The organism is Stenotrophomonas sp. 93052_Sma (assembly GCF_056481145.1).
The window spans coordinates 1,352,816-1,368,757 of the sequence record NZ_CM151134.1 but is presented as its reverse complement, the minus strand read 5'-3'; the positions used below and the strand labels follow the sequence as shown (position 1 = coordinate 1,368,757).

Genomic DNA, 15,942 nt, shown 5'->3' with positions numbered 1-15,942 from the left:
CGGCATCGCCATGGGTAGCGCCGGGCCAGGCCCGGCGGCTTACCGGTTGCCCGCCTTCAAACGCTGCAGGATCGGTGCGAACAAGGGCGCCTGCATCGAGCGCGGCGGCTCGACATGGCCGCCCTTTTCCTGCGCCTGCCAGTACGACCACGGCAGCGGCTTGTCGCCCAGTTCGTAGTCCATGCCCTCCCAGCCATCCTCGCGGAAGGCGTAGAAGGCCCAGTGCACCTTGTCCTGCTCCAGCACCTGCAGCACATCCTGCAGGTAGCGGCTGCAGTCCGGCCACCGCCGCATGCAGCCGAATTCGGCCACCACCATGCGGTTGGCACCGACGCCATGCGAGGCGGCCCACGTCATCGGCTGCTGCAGGTAACGGCGTACACGCGCCGCATCCCAATGCTCGCTGCCTGCACCGAACGGCACCTGCGCCGGATAGCGCCAGGGTTTGGCACGCGTCTGGTTCGGTGCACTGGTTGCTGCATACGGCTCGTACATGTGCACGCTGTACAGCAGCTTCGAATCCGCCAGCGGTGCCGGCCAGTAGTTGAAACCGTCGGCGGCGGCATACCAGCCCGCATCCAGCATCAGCGGCATCGCGGTGTCGACCTCGCGGATGCTGGCGATCAGCTCCGAGTAGAAGCGGCGCAGATCGCGTGGGCCGTCCTGCACACCGGCATACCACCGCTGCATCGCCTCGGTGGACGCATGCTCGGCCAGGCCTGCACCGTACTCGGGCACCGGCTCATTGATGAGGTTGTAGGCGGCCAAGGCAGGATGACCCTTCAGCGCCGTGGCCAGGTCATGCCAGAAGCGACGGGCCGGCACATGGTTGTCGAAGGACTGCCACAGGCGCTGGTCGACCACATCGCCGTTGTGCTGCTTCCAGCGCAGCAACGGCAGCGACAGCGGCGTCAGCACCACTTTCAGTCCGGCCGCATCGGCGTCATCCAGCACCCGCCGCAGCGTGACCAGGTCGGCCGGAACCAGTCCGCGATAGTCATCGGCGTTGCCGATCAGGAAGTCACGACCGCCCTGCCCCTTCCACTTGTCCGGCACCAGCCGCACCCAGGTCGCACCGGTCGCACGCAGCGCCTCGAAGTATTTCCGGTCCGGAGGCGACATGTTCATGCTGTTGCCACCGCGTTGCGGAACGTCCCAGAAGGTGATGTCGGCAGCGTGCAGTGGCGCCGCAGCAAGCAGGGACAGGCATAACAGCAGACGACGCATGGGCAGGCCTCCGATAGGTGAAAAACCAGCCTGCCCAGCGCAATCCGAACGCACCGTGACCGGCGCTTTGTTTCGCACCGCGATAGGAACAATCCGTTGGAATCAGGATTTCGCTAGAGCGCGTCGATGTCACCCAAGGCCCGGATCAAACGCCGCGCGCGCTTGTCCGGCTTGTGTTCCGGCGGCTGGAAACCATCGCGTGCGGCAATGCGCAGTGCACGCTGTTCGGCACGGCGCGCCTTCGAAGCCTCGCTCTCGGCGTACAGCTGCTGTGCCGTTGGCGCCGGCCCGCGCTGGTCGCTCAGGCCCAGCACCTGGATCTCGAAATGCTCCTCGCCGCGGTCGACCTGCAGCTGCTCACCCACGCGCACCGCGCGCGAGGACTTCGGGCGCTGCCCGGCCACGCTGACCTTGCCGGTCTCGATGGCCTGCTTGGCCAGGCTGCGGGTCTTGAAGAAACGGGCCGCCCACAACCAGATGTCCAGGCGGACACTGGGCGACAACGGGGAAAGCTCAGGCATCGGTGCGGACTACTCCGGTGGCTTGTTCAGAGGACGCGGATGGTCGGGGTCGGTGCGGCAGCCGCTGCCCCCGATCAAGGCGGGTACACCAGCGGAAAGATCCTGGCGCTGGCTGCCGACCAGGCACTCGGGACGGTCGGTCGGCCGCACCTGGCTATCGCCCAGCCGGTCACCTGTCGAACATGCGGCCAGTGCGCCGCCGATCAAGGCCAACGCCAAGCTCCATTTCACCTGCAGTCGTTGATGCATTGCCACATCCTGCAAACCGGCTTGGTGCTAGTGTGCGCCTCCCGGGATTCGATCACCACTCCATGGCCAAAGCGCCGCTTGACCTGACCTCCGGCCCGATCGGCCGCAATCTTCTGCTGTTTTCACTGCCGATCCTGGCAGGCAACATCGCGCAGTCGCTGAACGGTTCGGTGAATGCGGTTTGGGTGGGGCGCTTCCTCGGCGAGGCGGCATTGACCGCCACCGCGAACGCCAACAACATCATGTTCTTCCTGATCGGCTCGGTGTTCGGCTTCGGCATGGCCTCGACCATCCTGATCGGCCAGGCGATCGGTGCGCGCGACATCGCGCAGGCACGGCGCGTGGTCGGTACCAGCGCCACCTTCTTCATCGGCCTGTCGGTGATCATCGCCATCGCCGGCTGGTTCATGGCCCATCCGCTGCTGGCGGCGATGGGCACGCCGGCCGCCTCGCTGCCGCTGGCCGAGGCCTACCTGCAGATCATCTTCCTGGCGATGCCGACGCTGTACGCGTTCGCCTTCCTCACCGCCGCGCTGCGCGGTGCCGGTGATTCACGCACGCCGTTCCGTTTCCTGATGGTGTCGGTGGCGCTGGACATCGTGCTGAACCCGGTGCTGATCTTCGGCATGGGGCCGTTCCCGGCGCTGGGCATTGCCGGTTCGGCCTGGGCCACGCTGGTCGCGCAGACGCTGTCGCTGGCCGGCCTGCTGCTGTACATGCGGCACAAGCGCCACACCCTGTGGCTGGGCCGCGCCGACATGCGCCTGTTCAAGCTCGACCTGACCATCCTCAAGGCGCTGGTCATCAAGGGCGTGCCGATGGGCCTGCAGATGGTGCTGATCTCGCTGTCGGTGATCCTGCTGATGACCATGGTCAACCAGTACGGCACCGACACCGGCGCCGGTTACGGCGCTGCCCTGCAGCTGTGGAACTACCTGCAGATGCCGGCGATGGCGATCGGTGCGGCGTGTTCTTCGATGGCGGCACAGAACGTCGGTGCGCAGCGCTGGGATCGCGTGCGCGGCACCGCGCGCCAGGGCGTGCTGTTCAACTTCCTGTTGACCGGCGCGCTGATCCTGCCGCTGGTGGTGTTCGATCGCCAGCTGCTGGCACTGTTCCTGCCACCGGCCAGCCAGGCGCTGGACATCGCCCGCCACCTCAACCACGTGGTGATCGGCTCGTTCCTGTTCTTCGGCGTCAGCTTCGTGATCTCCGGCGTGGTTCGCTCCACCGGCGCGGTGATTCCGCCGCTGCTGATCCTGGCCGGTTCGCTGTGGGGCGTGCGCGTGCCATTCGCCGAACTGCTGCAGCCGTATTGGGGCGCCGATGCGATCTGGTGGAGCTTCCCGGTCAGCTCGCTGGTCTCGATGCTGCTGTCACTGGCCTATTACCGCTGGGGTGGCTGGCGCAAGGCGAAGATGATGGGCAAGCCCTCGCACGCCGAAGAACTGGCCACGCCGTCGGAGATTCCGGCCTGCCCGCCGTCGCCGGTGGCCGACCCGGATGCCGCGCCACCGCGGTAGTGCCGGCCGCTGGCCGGCAACCTCAAACCCCTCCGGAAGCATCGCGCAACAGCCGGCCAGCGGCCGGCTCTACCGCTTCTTCTTCGCCGCCGGTCATTACCACGGTAGTGCCGGCCGCTGGCCGGCAACCTCAAACCCCTCCGGAAGCATCGCGCAACAGCCGGCCAGCGGCCGGCTCTACCGCTTCTTCTTCGCCGCCGGTCATTACCACGGTAGTGCCGGCCGCTGGCCGGCAACCTCAAACCCCTCCGGAAGCATCGCGCAACAGCCGGCCAGCGGCCGGCTCTACCGCTTCTTCTTCGCCGCCGGTCATTACCACGGTAGTGCCGGCCGCTGGCCGGCAACCTCAAAACCCCTCCGGAAGCATCGCGCAACAGCCGGCCAGCGGCCGGCTCTACCGCTTCTTCTTCGCCGCCGGTCATTACCACGGTAGTGCCGGCCGCTGGCCGGCAACCTCAAACCCCTCCGGAAGCATCGCGCAACAGCCGGCCAGCGGCCGGCTCTACCGCTTCTTCTTCGCCGCCGGTCATTACCACGGTAGTGCCGGCCGCTGGCCGGCACCTTCAAACCTCTCCGGAAGCATCGTGCAACAGCCGGCCAGCGGCCGGCTCTACCGCTTCTTCTTCGCCGCCGATCATTACCACGGTAGTGCCGGCCGCTGGCCGGCAACCTCAAACCCCTCCGGAAGCATCGCGCAACAGCCGGCCAGCGGCCGGCTCTACCGTTTCTTCTTTTTGGCAGCGTTGAACGTGGCCGCCGCGCGCAGCAGTGCCTTCAACGCCGCGGCATCCGGCATCGCGCCTTCATGGATGTCGATCGCACGTCGCGTGTTGCCGTCCAGGCTGGCGTTGAACAGGCCCTTCGGATCGGCCAACGCCGCACCGTTGGCAAAGGTCAGCTTCACCGCCTGTTTGTAGGTTTCGCCGGTGCACAGGATGCCGTTGTGCTCCCACACCGGTGTACCGCGCCACTTCCAGGTTTCCTGCACGTCCGGCAGCGCCTCATGGATCAAGGCACGCACGCGTGCCAGCGCCTCGCCACGCCAGTCGCCCAGCTCGGCGATGCGTGCATCGATCAGTTCAGCGGCCGGGGTTCCGGCATCGGCAGGGTTCGGTGCATGCGTGGCCATCAGCGGTTCTCGTCGGCAGGGAGATCGGAACGATGCACTTACATGCGCTCGCCGGGCAATGCCGCGGCCTGGCGCACCCAGTCGAGGAACTGAGCCTCATCCAACGCACCCTCCTGCTGGATGTGCAGGTAGCGCGTATCGGCACTCTTCGACGGCTCCGGCGGCACCGGCTTCAGCGCAGCGCCGCGGAAGAATGCCACCTTGATGTAGCGGGTGAAGCAGTGGAAGCTGAGAAACCAGCCTTCGCCCGGCGCAACCGCATACATCGGCGAATTCCACTTCACTGCCTTGTGCACACCGGGTACAGCCTCTTCGATCAGCGCATCCAGCTGTGCTCCGATCGGCCGCTTCCAGTCCGGCATCGCCGCGATATAGGCCTGCACCGGCGCATCGCCCTCGCCCTTGGCGATCTGCGGGTTGCCGCCGGACAACAGCGCGGGCGCGGTGGAAGGTGCGGTTCGCTTGGCAGGCATCGCACAGCACGTCCATCGGGATGAAACCGCAGCCTAGCGCGGTCTGTCCCCAACGGTCACGGCGCAGTGCGCCATCGGCTCAGTCCGCTTGCCGCGCCCGGAACTGCTGCCAGTCCGGCAGCTTGCGGTGGCGGCGCAGCGAGCGCATCAAGGCCGCCATCACCACGCCGAACAGCGCCCCGGCCACCAGGCCGGCCGCCAGCAGCAGGGCCAGCGGGCGTTCACTGCCCTGCCACAGCATCAGCCACATCAGCGCGGTCCAGAACAGCCCGAACAGCAGACCCTGCACCAGCGCATTGGTGCCGAAGCCGGCCAGGATCGGCGGTGGCAGTGCGATGCCCATGCGCCACAGAAGGCGATGCAGCAGCGGTGCCGACTGCATGCGCGCCAGCCCCTTGCCGTCGAGGAAGCGCAGCGCCGACTGGATCACGGCGGGATAGCGCGGGTTGATGTCGTTCATCCCCTGATCGTGGCCGATGCCATACCGGAAACGCAAACGGCCACCCGAAGGTGGCCGTCGCGGCAACAACCGAAGTTGTTTATCAGGCCTTTTCGGCCAGACGGGCAGCCTTGGCGGCAGCAGCGGCAGCCAGGTCTTCCTTGATGCGGGCAGCCTTGCCTTCCAGGCCACGCAGGTAGTACAGCTTGCCGGCGCGGACCTTACCACGACGCTTCACTTCGACCGAGTCGATGATGGCGCTGTGGGTCTGGAAAACGCGCTCGACGCCGTAGCCGTGCGAGATCTTGCGGACGGTGAACGAGGAGTTCAGGCCGGCGTTCTTGGTGGCGATGACAACGCCTTCGTAGGCCTGCACGCGCTCACGGCTGCCTTCCTTCACCTTCACGTTGACGACAACGGTGTCGCCCTGGCTGAACTTCGGCAGTTCACGGGTGATCTGGGCGGATTCGAATTCCGCGACGATGGACTTGTTCAGCTTGCTCATGGGTTACACCGATTCTTGTTCGGGTGGGCGTGTCGTATCGACAACGTAGGCTCATGCAGTCACCGGACTGTGCTGCACGTTTGTTTTGGGTACTGCGCGCGCCGGCCGGAGCCGACGGGAATTGGCCATGATAGCCGATAACGCCAGCCCTGCGCTAGGGGCTGGCCTTGTGTTTCTGGGCCTGACGGCCCTGCTCCAGCAGCTTGCGGTCGGACTTGCCCAGCGCCTGTTCATCCAGCAGGTCCGGGCGCCGCTGGGCGGTACGGACCAGCGACTGCTGGCGGCGCCAGGCCGCGATGGCCGCGTGGTTGCCCGAGCGCAGCACGTCCGGCACGTCACCCAGCGGGTGCTGGGCCGGCTGGCTGTAATGCGGGCAGTCGAGCAGGCCGAGGTCGCCCTCGAAGCTGTCCTGGGCCGCTGATTCAGCGTCATTCAGGGCCCCGTCCTGCAGGCGGGCCACGGCGTCGATGATGACCGCCGCACCCAGCTCGCCACCCGACAGCACGTAGTCGCCAAGGGAGATTTCCTCGTCGACATTGGCTTCCAGGAAACGCTCGTCGATGCCCTCGTAGCGGCCACAGAGCAGGACCATGCGCGGCAATGCCGCCAGTTCCCGCACCTTGGCCTGGGTCAACGGCGCCCCCTGCGGGCTGAGATGGATCACCCGCGCCGGGGTCGGATCAGCATCGCGGATCGCCTGCAGGCAGGCCTGCAGCGGCTCGATCAGCATCACCATGCCCGGGCCACCACCGAACGGGCGGTCGTCCACCCGGCGGTAGTTGCCTTCGGCGTAATCACGGGGATTCCAGCCATGCAGGCTGAACAGGCCCTTCTCCTGCGCGCCCGACCACGCCCAGTCCAGCGGACTGGGCGAGGAACTCGGGGAACAGGGTGATGACGTCGAAACGCATGCTCACACTCAGAACTCGGGATCCCAGTCGACCACGACCAGGTTGGCCTCGAAGTCGACCGACTTGACGAAGTCCGGCTGCACGAACGGGATCATCCGCTCGCGGTCACCCCGGACCACCACCACGTCGTTGGCGCCGGTGCTGAACAGGTGCGAGACCTGGCCCAGGGCAACGCCCTCGGTGGTCTTCACGTCCAGGCCTTCCAGGTCCACCCAGTAATACTCATCGGGCTTCGGCGGTGGCAGGGCACTGCGGGCCACGTAGATCTCGGTGCCGCGCATCGCTTCGACGGTATCGCGGTCCTCGACGCCGGGGAAACGGGCGACCAGGTGCTTGCCACTGTCGCGGCCACGCACACCTTCAATCGTGGTTTCCACGCCGGACGGGCTGCGCACGATCCACGGCTGGTAACGGAAAATGGCGGAACGTGGCTCGGTCCAGGACTCGAGCTTGATCTCGCCGCGCACACCAAAAGCGCCGACAACCCTGCCCAGCAGGATGCGGCGCTCGATATCTTTCATCTGCTTCAACCAAGAGGGCCACGCCGAAGCGTGGCCCGTCAGGATCAGGCCGCAGCGGCCTGGGACTTGGTCGCTTCCTTGATCAGGTTGCGGACCTTGTCGGTCGGCTGGGCGCCGTTCTTGACCCAATGGTCAACGCGGGCCAGGTCCAGCTCGATGCGCTTCTCGGCGCCCTGAGCGACCGGGTTGTAGAAGCCAACGCGCTCGATGTTGCGGCCGTCGCGCGCTGCGCACGTCGGTGACGATGATGTGGTAGAACGGACGCTTCTTGGCGCCGCCGCGGGTCAGTCGAATCTTGACCATGGTGTTTTTCCTATTGCCCAGTCGCCAGGATGGCGAGGTAAGCGGGCGATTATAGCGACAGAGCCCGGCCGAGCCAACCCCGGGGTGAATCCGCCTTCACGGCAGCGCCGGGCCATGCCCGGCGGCTTTCGTTCAGCAACGTGATCAATCTCCGACCGCCCCCGCCGACGCCCCCAGGGCAATAGCGTCAGAGTGCTCCAGAGACAGGCGCCCGATGCATGCCCAGCACGTCCATCTCCTGCTGCTGCAACAGGTCATCAAATGCATCACTGCCAATCCGCTCGACAAGTTGCCGCTCGGATTCGTGGATGGCGATGCACTGCAGCCAGTTGATCGCCACCGGCGGGAACTGCAGTCCCGGGAACCTGGCGTCATTCCAGAAGAAGGGCGGCACCAGATAGACGTGAGGCATCCGGGTCGATGGGAAGTAGTCCTGCAGGATGTTGGGAATCACACTTCCGGGTTGCACCGCTGCGCGATCGCGCATGATTGCAAAGGCCGTCGAGGCGACGACGTTGTCCCAATGCAGCGCGTCCTGTTCTGCACACGCACACAGTTCGACGCGCGTTTCCAGTTCGTGCCCCTCCGCACGACGTAAGACAAAGTCCGACAGCCCGATGGACGCGATGGACTTCAGCCCTGCTTCCGGAGAGCTGAACGTCGTGAGGATATCGACCGAACGCTGGCGATGATCATCGTGAAAGGCCTGGACCTTGGGCCGTCCCTCACCGCCCATGATCTTGATTGCGTGCATCGCTACCGCACGATGCTGCTCGGTGACCGTGCCCATGACTGATTGGATCTCCTGAGGGGTTCTGCGCTGCGGAGGCATCCGCCGGGCATGGCCCGGCGCTACCGATTACGGCTTGCCACGGTAACGCCGGGTCATGCCCAGCGACCGGTAACCCGCGCGCCCCGTTCAGGAAAGCGGCTGCCACGGCACACTCGCAAGCACCGCCCTTCCCTGTTCAGCCAAGGCCTGCGAGCCGGGCAGGACATGCCCATCAATGGCCTCCAGCGCCCACAGGCCGCTGGCGTTGCAGGCAAAAGCGGCGTTCATACCGATCAGGTCCGCCAGCCGCAACGGCTGCGTGGCCTGCGCCCCCGGCCAATGCTGCTTCAGCAGCGCTTCGGCGGTCCCGCGCAGGGCCGACGCCTGAGGCCAGAGCAGCCGGTCACCATCGTGCACGGCCAGGTTCCAGGTGCTGCCTTCACTCACCTCGCCATCGGCGGTCACGAACAGCACATCGTCAAATCCTTCCGCCATCGCAGCACGGCGTTCGGCAAACAGGCCGAAGGTGCCGACATGCTTGATCTGCGGCAGTTCACGCTGCCAGGTCACGCTGCGAACGCGCTTGGAGGCGGTCAGCGTCACCGGCGCGGACACCGCCACCAGCACGTCCACCGGTACGGCCGCCAGCGGATTGCGGAAATCGAAGCGGCGCGAGTACACCGTCACCCGCAGCGAGGCATCGGCCAGGCCGGCCTGCTGCAGCGCCTGCGCCATCCAGCCCTGCACCTGCGCCGTATCAAGTTCGCTGCCGAACAGTTCGCGGGTCGCCTGCGACAGCCGCGCCAGATGCAGGTCCAGCCCCTGCACCGCTCCGCCCCGCACCTGCAGCGAGGTGAAGTGGCCGTAGTTCACCAGCGCCGGCAGCAGATCCTTCACCTGCGCCGGCTGGCCGTTGCAGGTCAGCGTCATCGCAGCAGCGCCTGCGCCTGTTCCCACATGCCGCGCAATACGTCGGCGGCCGGCTGTGCCGGCGCCATCCACGCCGACTGCCCGGCCCAGGCCTGCATCGCCGCCAGACGATTTTCCTGCACGGCCTGCCTGCGCATCGGCGCGGTCAGGCCGCGCTGCACCGGATACGGGCGTGGCGCCGGTGCGCCTTCCGCAGCGGCGGCGCGCACATAGGGGGTCGCCAGGCCACGGCCCAGGCGGCCGCTGAAGGCGCGGGTCGGCCAGGTATCTTCGGGTTCGCTGGCCGCCAATCCATCGGCCCACGCTGAAGCGATCGCCGCTTCGGGCGTGCGCAGGAAGGCAGTGCCGATCTGCACGGCACTGGCCCCCAGGGTGAGTGCGGCAGCAATGCCACGGCCATCGGCGATGCCACCGGCGGCGATCACCGGAATCTGCAGGTGATCGGCCAGGCGCGGCAACAACGCAAACAGGCCGACCAACTGACGCTCGGCCATCGCCGGATCGAACGCGCCGCGATGGCCACCGGCTTCCACGCCCTGTGCCACCACCGCGTCGGCACCGGCGTCCTGTGCCGCACGCGCTTCGGACAAGGTGGTCGCGCAGGCGATCCAGGCAATGCCGGCGTCCTTCAGCTGCTGCACGTGGCGTGGCAGCAGCACGCCCATGATGGTCGAGGCCACCGCCGGACGTGCCGCAAGCAACGCAGCGAACTGTTCTTCGAAATCGGCGGGCGTGGCGTCGGCAGCGCTGGCCGGCACGTCCGGGCCCCACTGCGCGAGGAAGGCGCGGCTGGCGGCCTCGGCGGCAACATCACGGGTCGGTGCGGGATCCGGCACCCACAGGTTCACCTGCGCCGGACCGGTCGAAGCGGCGCGGAAATCGTCCATCCAGCGACCGATATCGGCCGAAGAGGACAACACCGCGCCCATCGCGCCCATGCTGCCGGCGTTGGCCAGCACGGCCGACAGCGGCACCGGGCAGGCACCGGCCATCGGTGCCAGCAGGATCGGAAGCTGCAATGAAAAACGCCGACAGAAGGTGTCGGCGCGTTCAAGAATCGGCGATGCATTCACGCGACATACCTGTTGGAGAAGTCGCCATCCAGCATACGCCAGTCGTTGTGACCGGGGCCGCGTCGCAATGCGCGCCGGCCCCGTCGCTGCATCAACGGAACGGCATGCCGCGGCCGCCCATGGCGCCCATCATGCCCTTCATGCTGCGCAGCATGCCCTTCATGCCGCCGCCGGCCATCTTGCTCATCATCTTTTCCATCTGCATGTACTGCTTCATCAGCTTGTTGACGTCAGCCGGCGTCACGCCCGAGCCCTTGGCGATGCGCGCGCGGCGCGAACCGTTCAGCAGGTTCGGGTTGCGCCGTTCCTTCTTGGTCATCGAGCTGATGATGGCGATCATGCGCGGCACTTCCTTGCCCTGGCTGACCTGCTGCTTCAGATGGTCGGGGATGTTGCCCAGGCCCGGCAGCTTGTCCATCAGGCCGCCGATGCCGCCCATGTTCTGCATCTGCTCAAGCTGGTCACGCATGTCGTTCAGGTCGAACTTCTTGCCCTTGGCGACCTTCTCGGCCAGCTTGGCCGCCTTGTCCTTGTCGACCTGCTGCTCGACCTGCTCGACCAGCGACAGCACGTCGCCCATGTCGAGGATGCGGCTGGCGATACGGTCCGGGTGGAACACGTCCAGGCCTTCCGGCTTTTCGCTGACGCCGACGAACTTGATCGGCTTGCCGGTGATGTAGCGCACGCTCAGTGCGGCACCGCCACGGGCGTCACCGTCGGTCTTGGTCAGCACCACGCCAGTCAGCGGCAGGGCGTCGCCGAAGGCCTTGGCGGTATTGGCCGCGTCCTGGCCGGTCATGGCGTCGACCACGAACAGGGTTTCGGCCGGGTTCACCGCCGCGTGCAGGGCCTTGATCTCGGCCATCATCGCTTCGTCGATGGCCAGGCGACCGGCGGTATCGACCAGCAGCACGTCGACGAACGACTTGCGTGCATCGTCGATGGCGGCGCGGACGATGGCTTCCGGCTTCTGGTCGGCGCTGGACGGGAAGAACAGCACGCCGACCTGCTCGGCCAGGGTCTTCAGCTGCTCGATCGCGGCCGGACGGTAGACGTCGGCCGAGACCACCATCACCTTCTTCTTGCGCTTTTCCTTCAGGTGCTTGGCCAGCTTGCCCACCGTGGTGGTCTTGCCGGCGCCCTGCAGGCCCGCCATCAGGATGATGGCCGGAGCGGGAACATTGAGGTTCAGGTCGCTGGCTTCGGCGCCCATCACCGCGGTCAGCTCGTCGCGCACGACCTTGATCAGGGCCTGGCCCGGGGTCAGCGACTTCAGCACTTCCTGGCCGACCGCGCGCACCTTGATGCGCTCGATCAGGGCCTGCACCACCGGCAGCGCAACGTCGGCTTCGAGCAGCGCGATGCGGACCTCACGGGTGGCCTCGCGGATGTTCTCCTCGGTCAGGCGGCCGCGGCCACGCAGGCGCTCGATGGTGCCGGAAAGGCGCTGGGTCAGTGACTCGAACATGCGGCGCAACCTGTCTGAAAGCGGGGGACAATAAGGCAGACAGTATAACGGGTCCGCTCCCCTACCCGGACTGCGACCACAGGGCCGTCGCCACCACCGCAGGGGTATGCGAAACTGCAACGATGTTAATCGTTCTCATCGCCGCCCTGCTCTACCTGGCCGCCAGCGCCCTGCTGGTGCGTGCGCTTGGCCGCGATGGAAGCACCGGCTCCCCGGCCTGGCTGTGGCCCGCCCTGCCGGCGATGCTGCTGCACGGCGGCTACCACGTGATGGTGGCGATGCGCACCAACGGCGGGCCGGACATGCACTTCTTCGCCGCGCTGTCGCTGGTCGGCCTGGGCATGGCCTGGCTGACCTCGCTGGTCGGCGCGCGCGGGCGCATGTCGGCACTGGGCGTGGTGGTGTTCCCGCTGGCCGCGGTACTGCTGCTGGCCTACCACGGCTACGGCCACGAACCGAGCAAGGTGCTGGGCTGGCGCCTGGCCAGCCACGCCTGGCTGGCGCTGCTGGCCTACGCCACGCTGAGCATCGCCGCGCTGCTGGCGATCATGCTGTGGCTGCAGGAACGCGCCCTGCGCCGCCGCGAGTTCCGGCCGTGGCTGCGCGCCCTGCCGCCGCTGGCCGATCTGGAATCGCTGCTGTTCCGGGTGATCACCGTCGGCTTCGCGCTGCTGACCTTGACCCTGGTCACCGGCGTGCTGTTCGTCGACGACCTGCTGGCGCAGAAGCTGGTGCACAAGACCGTGCTGAGCGTGCTGTCGTGGATCGTGTTCGGCGTGCTGCTGATCGGCCGTCGCCGCTACGGCTGGCGCGGCATGAAGGCGGTGCACTGGACGCTGGCGGCAATGCTGTTGCTGCTGCTGGCCTTCTTCGGCAGCCAGTTCGCGATCGAACTGGTGTTCGGGCATTCGCGATAGCGGTGTGCCGGCCAACGGTCGGCACCCACCCCGGTAGTGCCGGCCGCTGGCCGGCAACAGGACCGCACCCTGCGTGTATGCCGCAGACGGTCAAGGCAACGGCTGGGCCAGGATCTTCCGTACCGAGCGACCGCTGTTGGTGATGATGTCATCCACCTGCCAGCAGCCTTGGCCCTGGCGCATCATCGGCAGACGGGTCACGTAGGGCTTCTTCCATACCGAATAGCGCATCTCGACCTGGCCGGCGGTGGCCGACGCCTCTTTCCAGCTGTAACGCACCGGGGTTTCGATGTCGCCATCCTGCGCATCCAGCCACGGATTGGAATCGATGGTGCAGATGCCTTCCTCGCGCGTCTGGCAGGCGCGCTCGCCACGCAGGGCCTTGCCGAAGGCCGGGCTGACCAGCGCCGGCGGCGGTTCCAGCAGATCGCCATTGCCGGTGGTTGCCTCGTAGAAGGCACGGGCGACAGCCACTGGTTCCTGGCAGGCCGATGCGGCCTGCACGGCGGGGGCCAGCAGCAGCCCGGCGATCATGAACATCCCTGTCTTTCGCATGTATTTCTCCTTGAGGTAGTGCCGGCCGCTGGCCGGCAACACAGGATATCCCGGCGCTGCCGGCCAGCGGCCGGCACTACCCGATACCAGGCTTACAAGCCGTAACGCTCGATCACGTCCAGGTGCGGCTGGCGATCCTGGTCGCAGGCTTCGGCCAGCCGCAGCCAGCAATGCGGATGCGGCCACTTCGCGGTTTCCTGCTGCAGGAAGCGGTGCAGCGCCAGCGGTGCATGGTCCTGCGGCTGGGCGACGGTGAACAGCAGGCCCGGCAGCGTGCCCTCCTCCTCGTCCGGATCGGTCACGGTGTAGTCCGGGCGGCTGTGCGACCACACCTGCCAGCCCTGCGCCTCGGCCGCTGCGACAAAGGCATTCCACGCGTCTTCGCCCGGGTGCGCGCCGTCGATCAGCCAGCTGCGGGCGAAGCCGCCGCGCTCCAGGACATGCACCTGCGCATAGGTCGGGATGAAATGCTCGCGCGCTTCCTCCTCCTCCGGCGCCGGGTGCACCAGCGCAGCATCGAACACCACCCAGTCGCCCACCTGCTGGGCACGGTTGGCCGGTGCGTTCTCGACGATACGTGCGGTGACCGGGCCACTGCGGCGCGCGTAGTACTCCATCGGCTCGCCGTTCTCTTCGCTGCGGATGATCACCCAGCCCCACGGCTCCTCGACCACGCCGTCCTGGCTGGACAGCTCCATGCCGATCGCCGCCGCCGAGCGGCGCACCGCATCCCAGTCGCGTGCCGCGCTGGCCGCGCTCATGTGGTCCCAGTGTGCGGCGTTGGGTTCTTCCAGCAGCTCCACCAGCTGCGCATAGCAGGCCTGCGCCTCGCTGAAGCGACCGGTTTCCATGTACATCCGCGCCAGCGTACCGCGTGCGCCATGCGAGCCCGGCGAGGCCGCCAGCAGCGCCTGCGCGGCCTGCTCCAGTGCCGGCCAGTCGGACACGCGACGGGCGCGCTGCACCTCGCACCAGTGCGCGAACACCGGCACGCTGCCGCGATAGGCATCAGCCAGCTGGCGCAGGCCTTCGTCGTCGCCCTGCTCGGTCAGCCAGCGCATCAGCGTGTAGGCGGCCGGGCCATCATCCTGCGTGTGTGCGCGCACGAAGCGCCACAGCAATGCGCGCTTCCGTCTGCGCCCCACAGGCGCTCAGCGCGGAGGCAGCCATCTCGGCCAGCGCCTCGTCATCTGGCAGCTGCGCCTGTGCCTGCAGCAACCACTGCGCCTCACGTTCGGGATCGCGCGACTGGTTCTGCTCTCCCTGCTCGTTCAGCCAAACCAGTAGTTCAGCGGCCGGCACCGGCAACGGCGCCACATCCGGCAATGCATCGATGCGTGCCGCCAGGCCGGCCACCAGCGCAGCCGCCCCACGGTCCTGGCGCAGCTGTGCCAGATGGGTACGCGCCAGTTCCAGCTGGCGCAGCGCCACCCAGCGTGCGCCACGCTGCAGGGCCAGCTCCAGGCTCAGCGCAGCAACTTCGATCAGCAGGCGGTGCGAGCCAACCTCGGCAAAGTGTTCGATGATGGTGTTGAAGCGCGTACCCAGGTCCCAGGTATTGCGTGCGGGATCACGCCGGCACAGCGCTGCGGCGGTGTTCGCCCACAGCCGCCAGTAGGTAGGCGTCAGCTCGCTCCACGGCACCAGCTGCTGCAGGGCCTCTTCGTCGCGGTCCAGCTGCGCCAGCGCCCACGCCTTGGACAGGCGGCGCGGCACCGTGCAGTTGGCCGGCTCGTACTCGCCGGACGCCGCCACTTCGGCCTCGCGCTTCTCGATCAGCAGCAGCGCTTCTTCGGCGCGGCCCATGCCCAGCAGGATCTTGATCTGCATCTCCGGGAAGCTGTCGAACACTTCCTTGCCGCAGGCCTCGATCGCGTCGGACTGCACCTGCAGGTAATCCAGTGCCTCCTGGCCGCGGCCATCATCAAGCAGTGCATCGGCCTTCTCGCAGCTCAGGCACTGGAAGCAGGCCCAGCTCGGGTCGATGCGGCCCAGTGTTTCATCGCACACCTCGATGCGCTCCGGCACCCAGCCGGGGCCATCGATGTTGCCATAGCAGGCGGCAAGATCCTGGGTCACGCAGATCGACTGCGGGCATTCCAGGGTGTCCTCGCGATGCGCACGCTCGAACAGCGCCACGGCTTCGCCCAGCGCTCTCGCCTTCGACGCGGTTGCCGACGCGGTTGCGCAGCGCCCAGTGGCCGACGTAGACGTCGACCCACGGGTTGTCCAGCGCCTTGCCCAGCGCTCGCGCTTCGGGCAGCAGCGCGTCAACGCGGTCGACACGCAGTTCGCTCACCTCGTCGGCGAGGCGGTTCAGCAGGTGCGCATTCTGCGCCTGGCCGGCCTGGCGCAGGTCACCCTGCAGTTTTTCGACCCAGTTCCAGATGTCCATGGGGTAAGTACTCCTGTCTAGCGAAGGCTGG

General features: G+C 67.1%; 15 protein-coding genes and 3 pseudogenes. 2 read left to right on the top strand and 16 right to left on the bottom strand.

What is annotated here, in order from left to right; genetic code table 11:
- Positions 1-39: 39 nt before the first annotated feature.
- From ACZK2V_RS06420 to ACZK2V_RS06410, 3 genes are all read right to left on the bottom strand, one after another.
- Positions 40-1,227 (bottom strand): glycoside hydrolase family 5 protein, encoded by a 1,188-nt coding sequence (locus ACZK2V_RS06420; RefSeq protein WP_486323020.1) that lies wholly within the window; start codon positions 1,225-1,227, stop codon positions 40-42.
- Between the two features lie 113 nt (positions 1,228-1,340).
- On the bottom strand, positions 1,341-1,748 hold the full coding sequence (locus ACZK2V_RS06415) for an RNA-binding S4 domain-containing protein (protein ID WP_004149153.1): 408 nt from the start codon (positions 1,746-1,748) through the stop codon (positions 1,341-1,343).
- A gap of 9 nt (positions 1,749-1,757) precedes the next feature.
- Complete coding sequence (locus ACZK2V_RS06410) at positions 1,758-1,997, bottom strand: hypothetical protein (protein ID WP_189720735.1); 240 nt, start codon at positions 1,995-1,997, stop codon at positions 1,758-1,760.
- Positions 1,998-2,059: 62 nt separating this feature from the next.
- Between ACZK2V_RS06410 and ACZK2V_RS06405 the strand changes: the two genes are divergently transcribed.
- Complete coding sequence (locus ACZK2V_RS06405) at positions 2,060-3,520, top strand: MATE family efflux transporter (RefSeq protein ID WP_486323019.1); 1,461 nt, start codon at positions 2,060-2,062, stop codon at positions 3,518-3,520.
- A 718-nt stretch (positions 3,521-4,238) separates the two neighbouring features.
- On the opposite strand, the gene ACZK2V_RS06400 is transcribed toward ACZK2V_RS06405, so the two are convergent.
- The 11 genes and pseudogenes from ACZK2V_RS06400 to ffh form a co-directional block, all read right to left on the bottom strand.
- Positions 4,239-4,649: a DUF1801 domain-containing protein gene (locus ACZK2V_RS06400; protein ID WP_032127552.1), complete on the bottom strand. Its 411-nt coding sequence runs from the start codon at positions 4,647-4,649 to the stop codon at positions 4,239-4,241.
- Between the two features lie 38 nt (positions 4,650-4,687).
- A complete protein-coding gene (locus tag ACZK2V_RS06395; protein WP_049424480.1) occupies positions 4,688-5,122 on the bottom strand; it encodes a DUF1801 domain-containing protein in 435 nt (144 codons plus the stop codon).
- A 79-nt stretch (positions 5,123-5,201) separates the two neighbouring features.
- Positions 5,202-5,582 carry a DUF6404 family protein gene (locus ACZK2V_RS06390; RefSeq protein ID WP_486323018.1) on the bottom strand — a complete coding sequence of 127 codons (381 nt, stop codon included), beginning with the start codon at positions 5,580-5,582 and terminating at the stop codon, positions 5,202-5,204.
- An 82-nt stretch (positions 5,583-5,664) separates the two neighbouring features.
- Entirely contained in the window at positions 5,665-6,066 is a 402-nt protein-coding gene (gene rplS, locus ACZK2V_RS06385) for a 50S ribosomal protein L19 (protein WP_005408597.1), read from the bottom strand.
- A gap of 154 nt (positions 6,067-6,220) precedes the next feature.
- Positions 6,221-6,977, bottom strand: a pseudogene (trmD, locus tag ACZK2V_RS06380) (tRNA (guanosine(37)-N1)-methyltransferase TrmD).
- Positions 6,978-6,985: 8 nt separating this feature from the next.
- Complete coding sequence (gene rimM / locus ACZK2V_RS06375) at positions 6,986-7,498, bottom strand: ribosome maturation factor RimM (protein WP_005408595.1); 513 nt, start codon at positions 7,496-7,498, stop codon at positions 6,986-6,988.
- A gap of 44 nt (positions 7,499-7,542) precedes the next feature.
- Positions 7,543-7,801 (bottom strand): annotated as a pseudogene (gene rpsP, locus ACZK2V_RS06370) (30S ribosomal protein S16).
- A gap of 187 nt (positions 7,802-7,988) precedes the next feature.
- Positions 7,989-8,591: a suppressor of fused domain protein gene (locus ACZK2V_RS06365; protein ID WP_486323017.1), complete on the bottom strand. Its 603-nt coding sequence runs from the start codon at positions 8,589-8,591 to the stop codon at positions 7,989-7,991.
- 129 nt (positions 8,592-8,720) lie between these two features.
- Positions 8,721-9,503: an aminotransferase class IV family protein gene (locus ACZK2V_RS06360; protein ID WP_107433543.1), complete on the bottom strand. Its 783-nt coding sequence runs from the start codon at positions 9,501-9,503 to the stop codon at positions 8,721-8,723.
- The gene (locus tag ACZK2V_RS06355; RefSeq protein WP_107433544.1) at positions 9,500-10,576 is read right to left on the bottom strand and encodes an NAD(P)H-dependent flavin oxidoreductase; all 1,077 of its coding nucleotides are present in this window, start codon (positions 10,574-10,576) and stop codon (positions 9,500-9,502) included. The genes ACZK2V_RS06360 and ACZK2V_RS06355 overlap by 4 nt, the downstream gene beginning before the upstream one ends.
- Positions 10,577-10,667: 91 nt before the next feature.
- Positions 10,668-12,044: a signal recognition particle protein gene (gene ffh / locus ACZK2V_RS06350; RefSeq protein WP_005408591.1), complete on the bottom strand. Its 1,377-nt coding sequence runs from the start codon at positions 12,042-12,044 to the stop codon at positions 10,668-10,670.
- A gap of 122 nt (positions 12,045-12,166) precedes the next feature.
- Here ffh and ACZK2V_RS06345 point away from each other — a divergent pair, with 122 nt between their 5' ends.
- Positions 12,167-12,961 (top strand): cytochrome C assembly family protein, encoded by a 795-nt coding sequence (locus ACZK2V_RS06345; RefSeq protein WP_107433545.1) that lies wholly within the window; start codon positions 12,167-12,169, stop codon positions 12,959-12,961.
- A gap of 90 nt (positions 12,962-13,051) precedes the next feature.
- On the opposite strand, the gene ACZK2V_RS06340 is transcribed toward ACZK2V_RS06345, so the two are convergent.
- Positions 13,052-13,516, bottom strand: a complete 465-nt coding sequence (locus tag ACZK2V_RS06340) for a YqhG/Tai3 family protein (RefSeq protein ID WP_486323016.1) — start codon at positions 13,514-13,516, stop codon at positions 13,052-13,054.
- Between the two features lie 92 nt (positions 13,517-13,608).
- Positions 13,609-15,911, bottom strand: a pseudogene (locus tag ACZK2V_RS06335) (tetratricopeptide repeat protein).
- Positions 15,912-15,942: the final 31 nt, after the last annotated feature.

Bases quoted from the DNA above. Each gene is read 5' to 3' on its own strand.
- ACZK2V_RS06420 (WP_486323020.1), bottom strand. From the start codon at position 1,227: ATGCGTCGTCTGCTGTTATGCCTGTCCCTGCTTGCTGCGGCGCCACTG.
- ACZK2V_RS06415 (WP_004149153.1), bottom strand. From the start codon at position 1,748: ATGCCTGAGCTTTCCCCGTTGTCGCCCAGTGTCCGCCTGGACATCTGG.
- ACZK2V_RS06410 (WP_189720735.1), bottom strand. From the start codon at position 1,997: ATGCATCAACGACTGCAGGTGAAATGGAGCTTGGCGTTGGCCTTGATC.
- ACZK2V_RS06405 (WP_486323019.1), top strand. From the start codon at position 2,060: ATGGCCAAAGCGCCGCTTGACCTGACCTCCGGCCCGATCGGCCGCAAT.
- ACZK2V_RS06400 (WP_032127552.1), bottom strand. From the start codon at position 4,649: ATGGCCACGCATGCACCGAACCCTGCCGATGCCGGAACCCCGGCCGCT.
- ACZK2V_RS06395 (WP_049424480.1), bottom strand. From the start codon at position 5,122: ATGCCTGCCAAGCGAACCGCACCTTCCACCGCGCCCGCGCTGTTGTCC.
- ACZK2V_RS06390 (WP_486323018.1), bottom strand. From the start codon at position 5,582: ATGAACGACATCAACCCGCGCTATCCCGCCGTGATCCAGTCGGCGCTG.
- rplS (WP_005408597.1), bottom strand. From the start codon at position 6,066: ATGAGCAAGCTGAACAAGTCCATCGTCGCGGAATTCGAATCCGCCCAG.
- rimM (WP_005408595.1), bottom strand. From the start codon at position 7,498: ATGAAAGATATCGAGCGCCGCATCCTGCTGGGCAGGGTTGTCGGCGCT.
- ACZK2V_RS06365 (WP_486323017.1), bottom strand. From the start codon at position 8,591: ATGGGCACGGTCACCGAGCAGCATCGTGCGGTAGCGATGCACGCAATC.
- ACZK2V_RS06360 (WP_107433543.1), bottom strand. From the start codon at position 9,503: ATGACGCTGACCTGCAACGGCCAGCCGGCGCAGGTGAAGGATCTGCTG.
- ffh (WP_005408591.1), bottom strand. From the start codon at position 12,044: ATGTTCGAGTCACTGACCCAGCGCCTTTCCGGCACCATCGAGCGCCTG.
- ACZK2V_RS06345 (WP_107433545.1), top strand. From the start codon at position 12,167: ATGTTAATCGTTCTCATCGCCGCCCTGCTCTACCTGGCCGCCAGCGCC.
- ACZK2V_RS06340 (WP_486323016.1), bottom strand. From the start codon at position 13,516: ATGCGAAAGACAGGGATGTTCATGATCGCCGGGCTGCTGCTGGCCCCC.